This is a genomic window from Pseudoalteromonas sp. G4, assembly GCF_028875915.1.
GTDB lineage: Bacteria > Pseudomonadota > Gammaproteobacteria > Enterobacterales > Alteromonadaceae > Pseudoalteromonas.
In genome coordinates this window covers 13,401-29,072 of sequence record NZ_JAPEHW010000054.1, presented here as the reverse complement: position 1 = coordinate 29,072, position 15,672 = coordinate 13,401, and the positions used below count along the sequence as shown (strand labels likewise).

At 38.6% G+C, this 15,672-nt stretch carries 8 protein-coding genes and 1 pseudogene; 1 reads left to right on the top strand and 8 read right to left on the bottom strand.

What is annotated here, in order from left to right; genetic code table 11:
* On the top strand, nucleotides 1-453 hold a 453-nt coding region (locus ON073_RS14605), incomplete at its 5' end, for a DUF2062 domain-containing protein (protein ID WP_274762612.1).
* Nucleotides 454-509: 56 nt separating this feature from the next.
* Here the strand turns inward: ON073_RS14605 and ON073_RS14600 are convergent.
* The 8 genes and pseudogenes from ON073_RS14600 to ON073_RS14565 all read right to left on the bottom strand — a co-directional run bounded on the left by ON073_RS14600 (nucleotide 510) and on the right by ON073_RS14565 (nucleotide 15,670).
* Entirely contained in the window at nucleotides 510-2,258 is a 1,749-nt protein-coding gene (locus tag ON073_RS14600) for a DUF3466 family protein (RefSeq protein ID WP_274762611.1), read from the bottom strand.
* Between the two features lie 11 nt (nucleotides 2,259-2,269).
* Nucleotides 2,270-4,180 (bottom strand): ATP-binding cassette ATPase Uup, encoded by a 1,911-nt coding sequence (gene uup, locus ON073_RS14595; protein WP_274762610.1) that lies wholly within the window; start codon nucleotides 4,178-4,180, stop codon nucleotides 2,270-2,272.
* A gap of 2 nt (nucleotides 4,181-4,182) precedes the next feature.
* Nucleotides 4,183-4,407, bottom strand: a complete 225-nt coding sequence (locus ON073_RS14590; RefSeq protein WP_274762609.1) for a glutaredoxin family protein — start codon at nucleotides 4,405-4,407, stop codon at nucleotides 4,183-4,185.
* Nucleotides 4,400-6,532, bottom strand: a complete 2,133-nt coding sequence (gene rlmKL / locus ON073_RS14585; RefSeq protein ID WP_274762608.1) for a bifunctional 23S rRNA (guanine(2069)-N(7))-methyltransferase RlmK/23S rRNA (guanine(2445)-N(2))-methyltransferase RlmL — start codon at nucleotides 6,530-6,532, stop codon at nucleotides 4,400-4,402. The genes ON073_RS14590 and rlmKL overlap by 8 nt, the downstream gene beginning before the upstream one ends.
* Before the next feature lie 65 nt (nucleotides 6,533-6,597).
* Nucleotides 6,598-7,131: a cell division protein ZapC domain-containing protein gene (locus ON073_RS14580; RefSeq protein WP_274762607.1), complete on the bottom strand. Its 534-nt coding sequence runs from the start codon at nucleotides 7,129-7,131 to the stop codon at nucleotides 6,598-6,600.
* A gap of 108 nt (nucleotides 7,132-7,239) precedes the next feature.
* The gene (gene pyrD / locus ON073_RS14575) at nucleotides 7,240-8,250 is read right to left on the bottom strand and encodes a quinone-dependent dihydroorotate dehydrogenase (RefSeq protein WP_274762606.1); all 1,011 of its coding nucleotides are present in this window, start codon (nucleotides 8,248-8,250) and stop codon (nucleotides 7,240-7,242) included.
* 66 nt (nucleotides 8,251-8,316) lie between these two features.
* Nucleotides 8,317-13,155 (bottom strand): NAD-glutamate dehydrogenase, encoded by a 4,839-nt coding sequence (locus ON073_RS14570; RefSeq protein WP_274762605.1) that lies wholly within the window; start codon nucleotides 13,153-13,155, stop codon nucleotides 8,317-8,319.
* Nucleotides 13,156-13,358: 203 nt separating this feature from the next.
* A pseudogene (locus ON073_RS14565) lies at nucleotides 13,359-15,670 on the bottom strand (efflux RND transporter permease subunit).
* Between the last annotated feature and the right edge of the window lie 2 nt (nucleotides 15,671-15,672).

Genomic DNA, 15,672 nt, shown 5'->3' with positions numbered 1-15,672 from the left:
ACGCTTAGTATTTTTGGTGACGTATTACATGATGCAAATTTATGGCATTTAAATAGACGCTCTGCACGCGGTGCATTCGCTGTGGGTTTGTTTTGGGCATTTATTCCGGTTCCTTTTCAAATGCTGCTAAGTGCAGCAATTGCGATTCCATTTCGGGTTAATTTACCGCTCTCTGTTGCTTTAGTGTGGATCACTAACCCTTTAACTATGGCACCAATATTTTATTTTAACTACTTAGTTGGCTATTTGGTGCTTGGACAGCAAAAACAAGATTTTACTTTCGAAGCCAATTGGCAATGGTTTGTTGACAGTCTGTCGAGTATTGGACCGGCATTTATGGTAGGCAGTTTAGTGTGTGCAGCAGCTGCATCAGCTATCGGGTATTTCGGTATTGATTACTTGTGGCGCTATTCAGTATTAAAACAGTGGAAAGCACGTAACAATAAAAAGTGATTTATACTGCTTACAAAATCAAAAAAAAACCTCACAACATTGTGAGGTTTTTTATGTTATTTAAAAAGTCGTCTTCTTATTGCTACAAGCGGAAGAAGTAATAGGCCAACCAAACCAAAAGAAGCACCTTGGCGCTCATAGGTTTCTTTTTCTTTCGGTGGACATGTATCTGCTACACCATTTGGGTTATAAGTAAGTTTTACAGGAACAACAATACTTTCTTGTTCAACTTTACCAGTACTATCTACTACTACATTACCTTGTGCATCTCGTTTATCGACAGTTTTAGTCGCTGTACCATATACTGTCCCGTCATTATTAATACCAATTGCTTCGGAAACAACATAAGGATACACAGTTTCGCCATCACTAGCATAACACGGTAATAAATCATTTAAATTAGTAAATGTCTCGCTATTAATATCGTAAATAAAGCCTTCTTGGCGACGTCTCGCTGATGAAGTAGTTTCAACTTCACCTTGGCCAACAATTAAACCATTATCGTTAATATCATTTGCAACCGCAGAACTACTTTTGAAGAAATCCTTAGGAAAAGTGGTTTCTCCAGAGGTTATATCATGATAGAAAAACTTGCTGCGATCTGTGCCTTCAATTCGTTCAATTGCATAACCAGTAATAATATTGGCATTATTTATAGCTACAGCACGACCGCCTGGGCGATAATTGTCTTCATCAATAAATTCTATAACACTGCCATCTTTGTAATATACTGGATAAATTGTAATATTATCGCCATCACGATAACGAACAACAGAATACCCCACTGTAATATCATTTGAGTTAAGTGCAAGCGCAGAACTTACCCATGCTTTTTTTTGTTCATCTTCATCAGGAATAATACCAATTCCTAAATCGATGATATCAATAACATTAAAATTAGGATCTAATATCCATTTTGTAGCATGGCGGTTATAAAGTGGGTAACTTGTTGAGGTTACATAACCTTCATAACAGGCTTCAAGTGGAAGCTGCTCACCATCACAACGGTCTTCTAATCTTTCGAGTGCATCCGAAGCAATACTCACTGATGACTCACCAATCACAACATACCCGTCAGTCATTTTGAGTATATCTGTTGCAATTGAGACTCCACCATAGGTTTGCTCAATCGGCATTAAATCAACACGCTCACCTGATGGAGTAATAACAAAACCTCGACGTGTAAAGTCACGAATATAATGAGTCTCAGATTCTGTTTCACCATCAGGGAGAAAATCAACTTTTTTATAAGGTGCAGAACCCCACCCAACTTTAACGCCATCTTCAGAAATCGCGGTTAAATTAGTTTCCACTGAACGAGTTAAACCATTGTAATCAGGATCTGTTACATCATATACAACCTGCTCTATCGTCGTGTTGTTATATTCAATCCCAATATAAAATTCTACATTATTATTTTTTGAAATTTTTTGCAGCGTTGTATCAGTGTAATAATTAAGTAAATAGTCTTGTAAAAAGCGTTGCGCATCACCGTTTATGGTACCATTTTGAATATCTTCTAAAGTAAACGTAATCTCTTGATCAATACTCTCAAAATAGCGTTCACGTGAATCGTAAAAGCTCTTTAAACGTGAATCTTCGAAGTCCAGTTCATCAATATCAATATGAATATCAAAAACACCTTGTGCCATGCCTACTGCTTGACCAGCTTCATTCATATCAGTTACAAATGCGTGCTTTGCGTAACTAAGGTTACCAAGTTCTTCTAAAACATATGGAGTAGCGCCTTGAACCTGAGGCGTGATTGCAGCAAAAACTGCCGCTGCAAGTAATTTATATTTCATTTTTATTCCTACTACTGATCCTGTAACTGTTCCAATTCTTCCCAGCGCATAAAAGCGGTTTCAAGCTTCGACTCTGCTTGTTGTAATTGGTTCAAGGTTTTCTGAGTTTGCTCACTATCTTGCTTAAAAAAATCTGGAGAATTAACAACTTCCTGAAGTTCTTCAACTTCTTGTTCAAGCGATTCTAATAAAGCCGGTAGCTCTTCGAGTTCTCGTTTTAATTTGTATGATAACTTGCCTGATTTTTTTGCTAAAGGCTTATCACTGATTTTTTTGTCGTTTTCTGTGTCATTTTGTTTTTGTTCAGTTGCATTTCTTTCAGCAATTGACGCAGCATAATTTTGGAAATCTTGATAACCGCCAACAACTTCAACTACTTTACCGTCACCCAAAAAGCCCCAAACAGTGCTACATGTATTATCAATAAATTCACGGTCGTGACTCACGACTAATACAGTACCTTGATAATTGGCTAAAATTTCTTCGAGAAGTTCAAGCGTTTCAACATCAAGGTCATTGGTTGGTTCATCGAGCACTAAAATATTACTTGGCTTTAAGAACAGTTTGGCAAGTAAAAGGCGGTTCTTTTCACCGCCAGACAGTGATTTAACCGGCGAGCGAGCACGTGCTGGTGGAAATAGGAAGTCTTGTAAATACCCAAGCACATGTCGGCTACGACCACCAATATTGACTTCTTGTTTACCGTCAGCAACGTTGTCTTGCACGCTTGCTTCTTCATCAAGCACGGCACGATACTGATCAAAATAAGCAACTTCCAGGTTAACGCCTTGTTTTACTTTGCCTGAATCTAGTGACAATTCACCAAATAAAATTTTAAGCAAGGTAGTTTTACCTACGCCGTTAGGCCCTACTAAACCAATACGATCGCCTCTCATAACTAATGTAGAGAAGTCTTTCACAATTCGTTTGTTTGTAAATCCTTGGCTAATACCCTTAGCTTCAAATACTAATTTGCCTGAACGCTGTGCACTTTCAATGTTAAAGTCTGCTTTTCCTTGACGTTCTACCCTTGCTTTACGCTCAACACGCAGCTGTTTAAGTGCACGCACTCGACCTTCATTACGCGTACGACGGGCTTTAATGCCCTGACGGATCCACGCTTCTTCTTCAGCGAGTTTTTTATCGAACAAAGCATTTTGGCTTTCTTCAACCTTTAATGCATGCTCTTTTTGTTCTAGGTACTTTTCATAATTGCCAGGGTAAGAAACAAGCTTACCGCGGTCTAAATCAAGAATACGTGTCGCCATAGAACGAATAAAGGCACGATCGTGAGAAATAAATACAATTGCCCCACTAAATTCTCTTAGAAACTTTTCTAACCATTCAATGCTGGCTACATCTAAGTGGTTGGTAGGCTCATCAAGTAATAATAAATCTGGTTCACCGACTAATGCTTTAGCAAGTGCCACTTTACGAAGCCAACCACCTGAAAGCGACGTTAAATCGCTATTAGGATCAAGTTCTAGTTGACTTAATACTTGATTAATTTGCGTTTCGAAACGCCAGCCGTCGTTAGCTTCTAATTTTGATGACAAACGTTCAAACTGTTTTAACACTTTCTCGCTATTGTCATGACTTAACTTGGCGCTTACTTCATGGTATTCGATCAGTAACGATGCAATATGAGGTAGACCATTGGCAACATAATCAAAAACAGTGCCGTTTGCACCTTTTGGTGGGTCTTGCTCAAGGCGCGCTATTTTCAATCCACTTAAACGGTTAATTTCTCCGTCATCAAGTTGAATTTGGCTATCAAGCACTTTAAGCAAACTTGATTTACCCGCACCATTTCGACCTACGATACATACTCGCTCACCACTTTCGATGAGCATGTCGGCGTTATTGAGTAAAGGATGAGTGCCGAACGCCAGCTGGGCACCTGTAATTCTTATTAAATCCATGCTTACTTATTATTTAAAATGTCTTCAAGAGTAAACGGCCAAAATAATTTCGTCCCTGTGCTAAATTGTGCAACAGGAATGTTTGTTTGGTATTCAGCCATCAGGGCTTCGCTTTCTACAATGTCAATCAAGTTAACATTTTCTTCAAGGCCTGCTTGTATAAATAAATCAAAGGCCTGCTCACATAAATGACAGCCATCTGTATGATAAAGCGTGATGTTAGGCATTACGAATCAACCATGCATTATGAATTTGTTTATTGCGTTTAAAGTCAGGAGAAAGTGTTTTTTCACTAATATTTTCAGCAATAAGGCCTAAATCGAGTAAACCTTCTTCATTCATCGTAAAACCGCGCTTATTATTCGAAAATAACAAAGTACCATTTGGCGCTAGTATGCGTTTTACCCAAGTAAACAATTTAATGTGATCGCGCTGAACATCAAATTCTTTTTTCATTCGTTTTGAATTTGAAAACGTTGGCGGATCTAAAAAGATAAAATCAAATTGACCTTTTGCTTGTTCAAGCCACGCTAAACAATCCGCTTGTTCAAAGTGATAACGTGGACTGTTTAAATTATTTAAAGCAAAGTTTTCACGTCCCCACTTTAAGTAGGTATTGCTCATATCTACACTGGTAACTGACTTTGCGCCACCCACGGCAGCATGTGTTGATGCGCTGCAGGTGTATGCGAATAAATTTAGTACACGTAAGTCTTTGCAATTTTGTTGAATATAACGTCTTGCTAAACGGTGATCTAAAAATAAACCTGTATCTAAGTAATCGTGTAAATTAACTTTAAATTTCACACCATACTCTTCAACGGTCATATTATTTTTAGATTTATCGGTACGCTGTGCTTTTTGATACTGTGCGCTACCTTTTTGCTGTTTACGCTGCTTAACTACAATATTACTTGGAGCAATATCAAGCGTTTGTGCACTTAAATAGATTACATCTTGTAAGCGCTTTTCCGCGGTTACTTCATCAATGGTTTTAGGCGGTGCATATTCATAAATCACTAAAAATTCGTTATACACATCAACTGCAACATTGTATTCAGGAATATCTGCATCATACAAACGGTAACAGCTTACAGCTTCTTTCTTAAGCCACGATTTTAAGCCTTGTTTGTTTTTCTTTAGGCGGTTTGCAAAAGCCATTGAACCATCATAGTTAAGCTTTGTTTTACGCGATTGTTCTGTGTTTTTCTCATCTAAATCATAAAGATTTAATACACAATCTAACGGTCCGTTTTTAAGTTTGTATTGCTTTTTCTTTGCAAGTTTCAGAAGCGCTAATAGACTGATATCGGTAGCAAAAAGCGCTAAATGCCAAAATTTAAAATGCTTTTTAAAGGCATCACCTAAATGGCGATATAAATTTACAAGCTCAGCTTTTTCACCTAAACGTTCACCATAAGGTAGGTTTGATAAAACCACACCTGGCTGTTTCGCTACAGCCGTTAATTTATTAGCATCCGCTTGTTTTAGCTGAATAAATTTAGCAAACGGTAAATGTTCAATATTTTGACGTGCTTTATCTAACACACGTCCATCAATGTCATTACCAATTAGGTAAAGCTTCTGATCTGTTTGTTTATCTTTTAATTGTTGTTTTAATTCTTTAAATTTTGCCGGGCGAAATCCCGGAAGAGATTGAAATGCAAACTCTTTTCGATAAAGACCCGGTGCAATATTCCATGCCATCATTGCCGCTTCAATTAAAAGCGTTGCAGAACCACAACAGGGATCAAACAGAGGGCGTGATGGGTCTTCTAACCAACCAGAGCGACTAACCAAAGCCGCAGCTAAGTGTTCTTTGATGGGAGCTTCACCTTGATGTGGGCGATATCCACGACGAGAAAGACCTGGTCCTGAATAGTCAATATACAGGGCACATTTTTCTTTATTTAAACGCCCTACTACTCGTACATCAGGTGATGTTTTTGAAATATTTGGTCTTTGTTGATGGCTGGCAAAAAAACTATCTACAATTGCGTCTTTCACTACTAACGTTGAAAACTGCGTATTTTTTAATTCGCGATTTGTACCATTAAAGTCAATTGCAAGTGTTTGGCTTGGGCCAAAATATTCTTGCCAATCAAATTGCTTCGCAAAACCGTACAGGTCATCTTTAGTATTAATCTGATCTGATTCACACAGTAACATCATCACACGGGTTGCGTAACGGCTAACAAGACACAATGTTTGTGCTTGTAAATTTGACGCATTAAAACGAATCGAACCAACCGTTTGCTTGGTGATCTCAGCGCCTATATCTTGAATTTCAGTAGCAAGTAAGTTTTCTACACCAATCGACGTTAGTGCAATAAAAGATAGTGAATTGCTCAAAGCAAAAACCCTGTTAAAAAATCTGGCTGAAGTATAACAGTTTTAAAACAAGGGTGCGATAAAGCCTATGCTCGTTTTAACTGTGATTGATTGATTAAAATAGGGTTTACTCTGTCATTAAGCACTTTTATCGTCTCAAAGCGATTTAATGAAAAGTTTTCATCCAATTGCATGTGATGTTCTAAGCACATACAAAGTGCACTTTCACCGTCGCATTCAATGATTAGAAATTGCCCTGATTGCTGATGTGAATTAAGCGTAATAATGGCTTCTGTACTTGGAATATGACCTTGGTAAGGTTTGAAAAACCAACTTTTGGCGAGTACGGGTTTTAAATGCAGTTTTGCAGCAGTCGCATGAAGTGCAATAACAGCAATTTCACCTTCGCTCCAGAGGTTAAATGCTGCAAGATAATGGCAAATTTGCTCATACAGTGCGGCATCTTCTAAACTAAAACATCCGCCTTCTATGGCTGATTGTGTCAATTGTCTCGTTTTATAAGGCATTACAAGCTCTTCTTGTGTCGATTCTACGAATAACACAAGACGATTACGGTTTTCACACGTAAACCATCGCCAATCTTTCCCTGCTTGTAACATAAAAAATCCCCAAAACGTGACATCTTGAGGATTATAGAGCTATCGCTTTAAAAATAAACTATTTTTTAGATTATTTTCAATAGGATCATAAAGTTAAATAACCGATCCTTATAAGGCATCAATGATCTTTTTGATCATTGGTGGCCCTTGATAAATAAAACCAGTATACACTTGCACTAAATCAGCGCCGGCTGATAGTTTTTCTTTTGCAGATTCTGCTGAATCAATACCACCAACACCGATAATTGGTAATTCACCATTAGTTAAACGCTTAATTTCTTTAACGATTTCTGTTGATTTCTGACGAACTGGATGACCTGATAAGCCACCTGCTTCATCAGCATGTTTCATACCTTCAACAGCAGTACGGTCAAGTGTTGTATTTGTAGCGATCACGCCATCAATTTTATTATTGATCAATGATTCTGATACTTGCTGAACTTGTATTTGATCAAGATCTGGTGCGATTTTTACAAGCATTGGTACTTCTTTACCATGTTTAGCTGCCAAATCAAGCTGTTCATTTTTAAGTGAGCTTAATAAATCATCTAGCGCTTCACCATATTGTAAATCACGTAATCCTGGAGTATTTGGTGAAGAGATATTTACAGTGATGTAAGAAGCACTCGTAAATACTTTACGCATACAATGAATGTAGTCGTCTTTACCCTGTTCGTTTGGCGTATCTTTGTTTTTACCAATGTTGATACCTAAAATGCCATTAAAACGCGCGTTTTTAACATTTTCCAGTAAGTAATCAACACCCTTGTTATTAAATCCCATACGGTTAATAACGGCATTTGCTTCAGGTAAACGGAAAATACGTGGTTTGTCATTACCCGCTTGAGGACGAGGTGTCACGGTCCCTACTTCAATAAAACCAAAACCCATTTGAGAAAATGCATCAATACATTCAGCATTTTTATCAAGACCTGCAGCAAGACCTACTGGGTTTGGTAATTCTAATCCTAGGAAGGTAGTTGGTTTACTTGCAACCGATTGAGACCAGCACATCGATAACGGTGTATTGGCAAATCGCTTTAGGTTTGATAAAGCAAAGTCATGCGACCACTCAGCATCTTTACTAAACATAAAACGACGCGCTAAATCATAAAACATAATTGTGTTGACCTCTTAATAAAAAAATACCCCGGAAAATTCCGGGGTATTGTATCTAAATTTTTGTTATTGCGCAGTATCGCAATTGTGGCTTAATAGCATTAATTCACGTAATGCAACTGAGAACTTCGCAAAGTCATGGGTTTGAGAGGTTTTAAACTCAGCAAGCATCAGTTCCCAACGCTCTAGTAGCACTTGATGTTCATCCATCCAGCCTTCAATAATGGTATCAACATCACATTCTGTGGTCTTACAATTATTAAGAACCACTTGTGAAAGTGAACGTTGTTGCCAATCCAGCTCTTCACGATAAGAAGCGCGTGCCAGTGCTTGCCAATGGTTGGCAACTGGTTGCTGTGTGATTTGGTCAAGGAACCAGTGAAGACCCATACCTGCACCCAACTTAAAGTAAGTTTCAGATACTTGTGAAATTGGTTTATTCGCAGCGTCAGCAACTTGAGCTAAGTCCATTACTGAGAACAAGCTAGAGAGCTGTGCAATACGTTTAGCAAGTGCTTCAGGAACACCTTCGTTCGTTAGCATATTAATTTCTGAATTTAACTTTTCAGCTTCCTCAGAAACCATATAACTACTGATATTCTCACTTAAATCAGCAAATGCCGGTGCAAAGAATTCGATTGTTTGCTCGATATTAAGTGATTTGTTGCGGTGGCGTAAGAACCAACGTGTTGCACGGCGCACAGTACGACGTAACTGGTATAACATTTCAGTTTGAACAATTGACGGGATCTTATTATCTAAATCAGAAATTTCTTGCCATGCATTGCCTAATTCGAAAATTGCTTTTGCCATTGAATAACACAATGCAATTTCACTGACTGGTGCACCCGTTTCTTCGCTCATGCGTACAACAAAGTTAAGACCCATATCGTTAACAATTTCATTAGCAAGCTTAGTTGCAATGATTTCTGCGCGTAATGGGTGATTATCCATTGCATTATTAAAGCGTTCACGTAGTGGCATTGGGAATGCTTCAATCAAAAGGTGGCGATAGAACGGATTATCTGTGATTTCTTCAACCACTAACTGCTCTTTTAAAACCATCTTAGCGTATGACACTAGTACTGAAAGCTCAGGACGTGTTAGTCCTGATCCCGCAGCTTGACGCTCTGCTAACTCTTCATCAGACGGTAAAAATTCGATATCACGATTTAACTTACCTTCTTTTTCAAGTGCATGGATAAAGCGGATTTGTTCTTTTAATGTCTGTGGTCCCTTCAGTTGAGTCACTGAAATCGTATGAGTTTGACGGTAACAGTCTTCTATAACCATATCGCCAACTTCATCCGTCATTGAATACAGTAGTTCGTCACGCTGTTTCTTAGTTAAGTCACCTTCAGAAACTAAACCATTAAGTAAGATTTTAATGTTTACTTCGTTATCTGAACACGCAACACCACCTACGTTATCGATGAAGTCAGTATTCATACGGCCGCCGTTTGCTGTAAATTCAATACGGCCCAGCTGTGTAGCACCTAAGTTACCACCTTCACCAAATATCTTAGCGTTAAGTTCTTCACCATTTACACGTAGCGCATCGTTTGCACGATCACCCACATCAGCATGCGATTCTGATTTAGCTTTAACATAAGTACCAATACCACCATTCCAAATTAAATCTACTGGCATCATTAAGATTGCACGTAGTAATTCGTTAGGTGTCATGGTTGCTTTTTTAGTGCCTAACATTTTCTTAATTTCTGGTGTAAGCGTAATTGATTTCGCACTACGTGAGAAAATGCCACCACCTTGTGAAATTAACTCTTTATTGTAATCTTCCCAAGATGAACGCGGTAATTCAAACATACGCTTACGCTCAACAAAAGACGATGCAGCATCCGGGTTTGGATCAATAAAGATATGCATATGGTTGAATGCAGCTTGCAGGCGAATGTGTTCTGATAACAGCATACCATTACCAAATACGTCCCCTGCCATATCACCAATAGCTACACAGGTGAAATCAGTTGTTTGACAATCGATGCCAATTTCACGGAAGTGACGTTTAACTGACTCCCATGCACCCTTTGCAGTAATACCCATTGCTTTATGGTCATAACCAATCGAACCGCCTGATGCAAAAGCATCACCAAGCCAGAAACCGTATTCCTCAGAGATACCATTCGCAATATCAGAGAACGTCGCAGTGCCTTTATCAGCTGCAACAACTAAGTATGGGTCATCTTCATCATGACGAACTACATCAACTGGTGGCACAATTTCACCATGGTGAATGTTATCTGTGATATCTAAAAGGCCACGAATAAATAGCTTGTAACACTCTTGTCCTTCTTTAAAGAAGGCATCACGATCAGATGGCAACTGTTTACAAACGAAACCACCTTTTGAACCAACCGGTACAATTACAGTGTTTTTAACTTGCTGCGCTTTAACAAGGCCTAGTACTTCGGTACGGAAGTCTTCGCGACGATCTGACCAGCGTAGGCCACCACGAGCAACTTTACCACCACGTAAGTGAACACCTTCAACGCGTGGTGAGTATACAAAAATCTCAAACGCTGGTAATGGTAGTGGCATTTCAGGAATTAGGCTAGGCTGAACCTTGAAGGAAATGTATGACTTGTTAACACCGTCTTTGTCTTTTTGATAGAAGTTAGTACGAAGTGTTGCGTTAATCATATCAACGTATAAACGTATGATACGGTCATCATCTAAGTTAGCTACGTTATCTAATTCAGCAATGATATCGTTAACGATTTTCTCGTAACCTTTCTCAGTGAATTTAGATTTAGGTGAAAACTTCTTATCGAATAGTTTTACAAGTAACTGCGCAATATGTGGGTAGTTTTCAAACGTACTTTCAATATAGCTTTGTGAGAAAGTAACGCCAATTTGACGCATATACTTAGCGTAAGCACGAATAATTGATGCTTCACGACCTTTTAGACTTGCAGCTAGTACAAGCTTGTTGAAGCCATCATCTTCAAGCTTATTGTTCCAAACATTAAGTAAAGCAAGCTGGAAGCGTTCTGATACTTTTTCAAAATCACCAAGGCCATCTTTACTGATCAGCATGCTGAAATCCATAATCCAGTTTACTTGACCATCTTCGGTCTTAACTGAATAAGGAGTTTCACCAATAACACGCAAACCAAAATTTTCAATAATTGGCATTACATCTGATAAATGAATTGGTTCGTTTTTGTGATAAAGACTTAAACGAACCTCATTGGTGTTTGCACTTTCTTGTGGACGATAGAAAAGCATCGCAAGTTTGTTGTCATCTGATAGGCTTTCTAGCTTTTCAATGTCAACAACAGCTGCACTTGGTAACACTTGTTCACGGTATGCACTTGCAAATGCCTTAGCATATTTGCGCGTTAATTCATTTCCGCGTGATTCACCTGCTCTTTCAAGCAGTGCAGTATGAAGTTTGTCTTCCCAAGTACGTGCGGCTTCAATAAGGTTTCTTTCGATTTGTTTCACTGTGTATTCAACATTTTGGTCGCAACCACGAACTGTATAATGCGTTCGTGCTAGCATTGATTCTGAGAAAAACGTTGTAAATTCAACTTTTTCATTTGAGCCAAAGGCATTGGCTAAGATTTTTTGCGTCTCACGACGAAGTGCTGTGTTGTAGCGCTCTCTTGGTACATAAACCATGCAAGAGAAGAAACGGCCATAAGTATCCTGACGTACAAAAACACGGGACATATCGCGTTCTTGCATATGGTGAACACCTAAAGCAACTTCTAGCAATTCACGCTCACGAGCTTGTAATAGCTCATCACGAGGGTAAGTTTCTAGAATATTTAATACCGCTTTGTAAGCATGCGTACCTGGTGCAAAATCCGTCATATCAAGAACACGTTTAATTTTGCTCTTTAATACTGGTACATCTGCAGCACTATTGTTGTAGAAGCTTGATGAGAATAAACCAATAAAACGGTCTTCACCAATCACATTGCCTTTATCATCAAAACGTTTAATACCTATATAGTCAATGTATGCTGGTCTATGAACGCGTGATAACGAATTTGTTTTTGTTAAGATTAACAAGTTATCGCTTTGTGCTTCTTTACGCGCAATTTCAGGTAACTCAGATAATAGACGTGCTTTTGACTCATCAGAGTTTTTCATCATACCTAAGCTGGTATCAGCAACACCTGTCAACTGGTAGTCACCTTTAATCGGTGATAAGTCATACTGACGGTAACCCATTAAAGTGAAGTTGTCTTTTGCAAGCCAATCTAAAAACTCAACAGTTTCTTTTACTTCGTCTTTGTTTTTATAGCCTTTACGCTTTGGTAATTCTTTGCTGATAGAAACGAGCTTATCTTTAATCGCTAACCAGTCTTCTACTGCTACAGAAACATCTGCTAAAACCGACTCTAACTCTTGCTTAATAGCTGTAATTACCGACTGATTTGACTGACGGTCGATTTCAATAAAGAACACTGTTTTGTTTGAGTCAGATTCTTGCTCTGTCTTCATACCTGATAATGCAGAAATTAAACCGTCTTTATCGCGTTTAATTTTAAGAGGTGAATGAAGTAATAAATGCGAAACGATATTTTCGCGAGCCAAAGCCATGCGAACCGAATCAACCAGAAACGGCATGTCTTTAGCGATAATTTCAACGATGGTGTGAGAGGATTGCCAACCATTGTTAGCTAGCTCTGGATTAAATACGCGAATTAACGCGTTATCATCTGTGTGTTTTTCTAAGCTATTCCATAAGCTAAGTGCTGCGCCATATAAATCACTGTCATTACGGCTCGCTAAATCTTCAGTAGACATATTACTGTATAGAGTTTTAGCAAACTTTTCGACAAGTGACACATTGGCGGCTTTCACTTTACTGCGGATCAGAGATGATACGTTTTCCAGTAAAACTGAGGTTTGGCCTTCTTGTTGAGTCATTATGTGTTCCTTATCTATACCTACCTGTGAACGGTAACTATTTGCAGTCTAACAAACTGCAGTGGAGTCAGGTGAATTCTAACTCTTTTAGCATAGATTTAAATAGCATTTTTTGTAGCAAACCAGTACATATTTCAACCAGTTGGCTTACTATTCACTAAATATAGATAGAAATGGCCATTTCTGGCCATTTTTGTACACATTTATTCAGAAGTTTTTTTACGCCATAACAAGGTACCGAGTGCTGGTAGGAGGAGTACAGCACCTAACATGTTGACTAAAAACATAAAGGTTAACAATATACCCATGTCCATTTGGAACTTAAGTGCTGAGAATACCCAAGTACTAACACCAACAGCAAGCGTAATACCAGTAAATAGCACAGCACTACCACGCTCGATAAGAGCACGGCGATAAGCATCTGTCAGTGGTACGCCTTGGCGTAACAAGCCGCTCATCGAAGACAAAATATAAATACCATAGTCAACACCAATACCAACACCCAATGCAATTACTGGCAAGGTACTTACAGTTAAACCGATTTCAAGGTAAACCATCAGCGCTTGTGCAAGTGTTGACACAACATACAGTGGTAATACAACAGCAATAGTTGCACGCAATGAGCGGAAACTAATAAGGCAAAGAATAATTACCGCACCGTAAACGTAAATCATCATCGGTAATTGCGCTTCACTTACTGACTCATTTGTTGCAGCCATAACGCCTACCGGACCAGAAGCTAACTTAAACTGAAGTGACTCTGTACCCTCTTCTTTTGCAAACTGTTTAACTGCATCAATTACATGATTAATTGTTTTAGCTTTGTGATCTTCGATAAAGGCGACAATTGGCATAACCGAACAATCGCTATTTAGAAGACCTGTGCTTGTTTCAACACGGCTAGACGCTTGCACAAGTGAGGCAGTATTACGCGGTAAGGTTTGCCATTTTAAATTACCTTCGTTGTATCCAGCATTTACTTGCTGCGCTATGCTACTAAGTGAAACTGCAGATTGAACACCTTCAACATTTTGTAGTTTCCATTGGAAACGATCAATGCGCTCCATGGTGTCATGGAAAGTACACGCTTCAGGCTCTGCTTCAACAATAATTTTTAAGATATCTACTGAGATTGAGTATTTATCGGTAATTAAAAACGTATCTTGGTTATAGCGTGCATCTTCATGTAGTGATGGCGCACCTGCATGCAAATCACCAATTTGCATTTCATTTGATTTAATAATGCCGAATACAAATAACGCAGCAGCAACAAACAAGATTACTTTACTGGTTTTTGGCTCCGTTGCCTTTACAAGTAGTTCTCTAATACCTGCAAATGCATCATGTGTTTCGCCATTACCATCGTCAACTCGCTTCATTTTTGTGTAATCAAGATAAGACGCGATTACAGGCAGTAACACTAGGTTTGTAAAAATGATAACTGCAACACCTAAACTTGCTGTAATTGCAAGCTCACGAATAATACCAATGTCAATAGAAAGTAACGTAATAAAAACGAAAAAGCGATACCACCTGGCACTAATAGTGCGGCAAAGCTTGATTGTGCAGCAACCTTATTAGAAAGCCCTTGTGCCACTTTTTGACCAATACTATTGATCATTTGAACACCGTGACTTACACCAATCGCAAATACCAAAAATGGTACAAGGATTGACATCGGGTCCAAACCAAAACCAACAAGGTTAAGCAAACCTAATTGCCAAATAACTGCAATTAGTGAACACAAAATTGGTAACACAGTAAGTTTCATACTCTTACAGAAAAGCCAAACCATTACCGTTGTAATTAAAATTGCGATAAGGAAAAACAACACAACATCTTTCGCACCATCAGCAACATCACCTGCCATTTTGGCAAAACCGATAATATGAATTGAGACATTTTCTGTCGTAAACTTATTGCGGATTTCACTTTCAAGCTTTTCAGCAAAGGCTAACGTATCCAGCTTTTCTTGCGTTTTAGGATCGGTTTCCATTAACTGAGCAGTTACCATCGCACATGAATAGTCATTCGCAACCATGCGGCCAACTACTTTTGCCTTTTCAATGTTTTCTTTCACCGTCGCAAGACCGCGTGCGTCAGCTTTGAAATCAGCAGGTATAATTGGACCACCTGCAAAACCATCTTCAACAACTTCAACAAAACGTGCACTCGGCGCAAAAATTGAGCTTACTAATGGACGGTTAACACCTGGAATAAAAAATAATTGATCATGCACATTTTTTAATTGAGTAAAAAACTCTGGATTAAAAATATCGCCTCGCGCGTCACACACCGATATTAAAATGCCATTCGCCCCACCGAATTGCTTTTCATGCTTCAAATAGGTTTTCATATACTCATGATTTAGAGGTATATTTTTATTAAAAGACGCATCAAGTTTTATTTGTGTGGCCTTAAAACCTAGAAAAAGAGTGGCTGCCAGAAAGACTAGTAGGACAACTAACCGATGTCTGAATAAACTTGTTTCTATTTTTGTTAAAATTGAATTCATAA

Excerpts from the sequence above, each read along its gene's own strand:
- ON073_RS14590 (WP_274762609.1), bottom strand. The coding sequence starts at position 4,407 with ATGCCTAACATCACGCTTTATCATACAGATGGCTGTCATTTATGTGAG.
- ON073_RS14570 (WP_274762605.1), bottom strand. The coding sequence starts at position 13,155 with ATGACTCAACAAGAAGGCCAAACCTCAGTTTTACTGGAAAACGTATCA.
- ON073_RS14580 (WP_274762607.1), bottom strand. The coding sequence starts at position 7,131 with ATGTTACAAGCAGGGAAAGATTGGCGATGGTTTACGTGTGAAAACCGT.
- pyrD (WP_274762606.1), bottom strand. The coding sequence starts at position 8,250 with ATGTTTTATGATTTAGCGCGTCGTTTTATGTTTAGTAAAGATGCTGAG.
- ON073_RS14600 (WP_274762611.1), bottom strand. The coding sequence starts at position 2,258 with ATGAAATATAAATTACTTGCAGCGGCAGTTTTTGCTGCAATCACGCCT.
- uup (WP_274762610.1), bottom strand. The coding sequence starts at position 4,180 with ATGGATTTAATAAGAATTACAGGTGCCCAGCTGGCGTTCGGCACTCAT.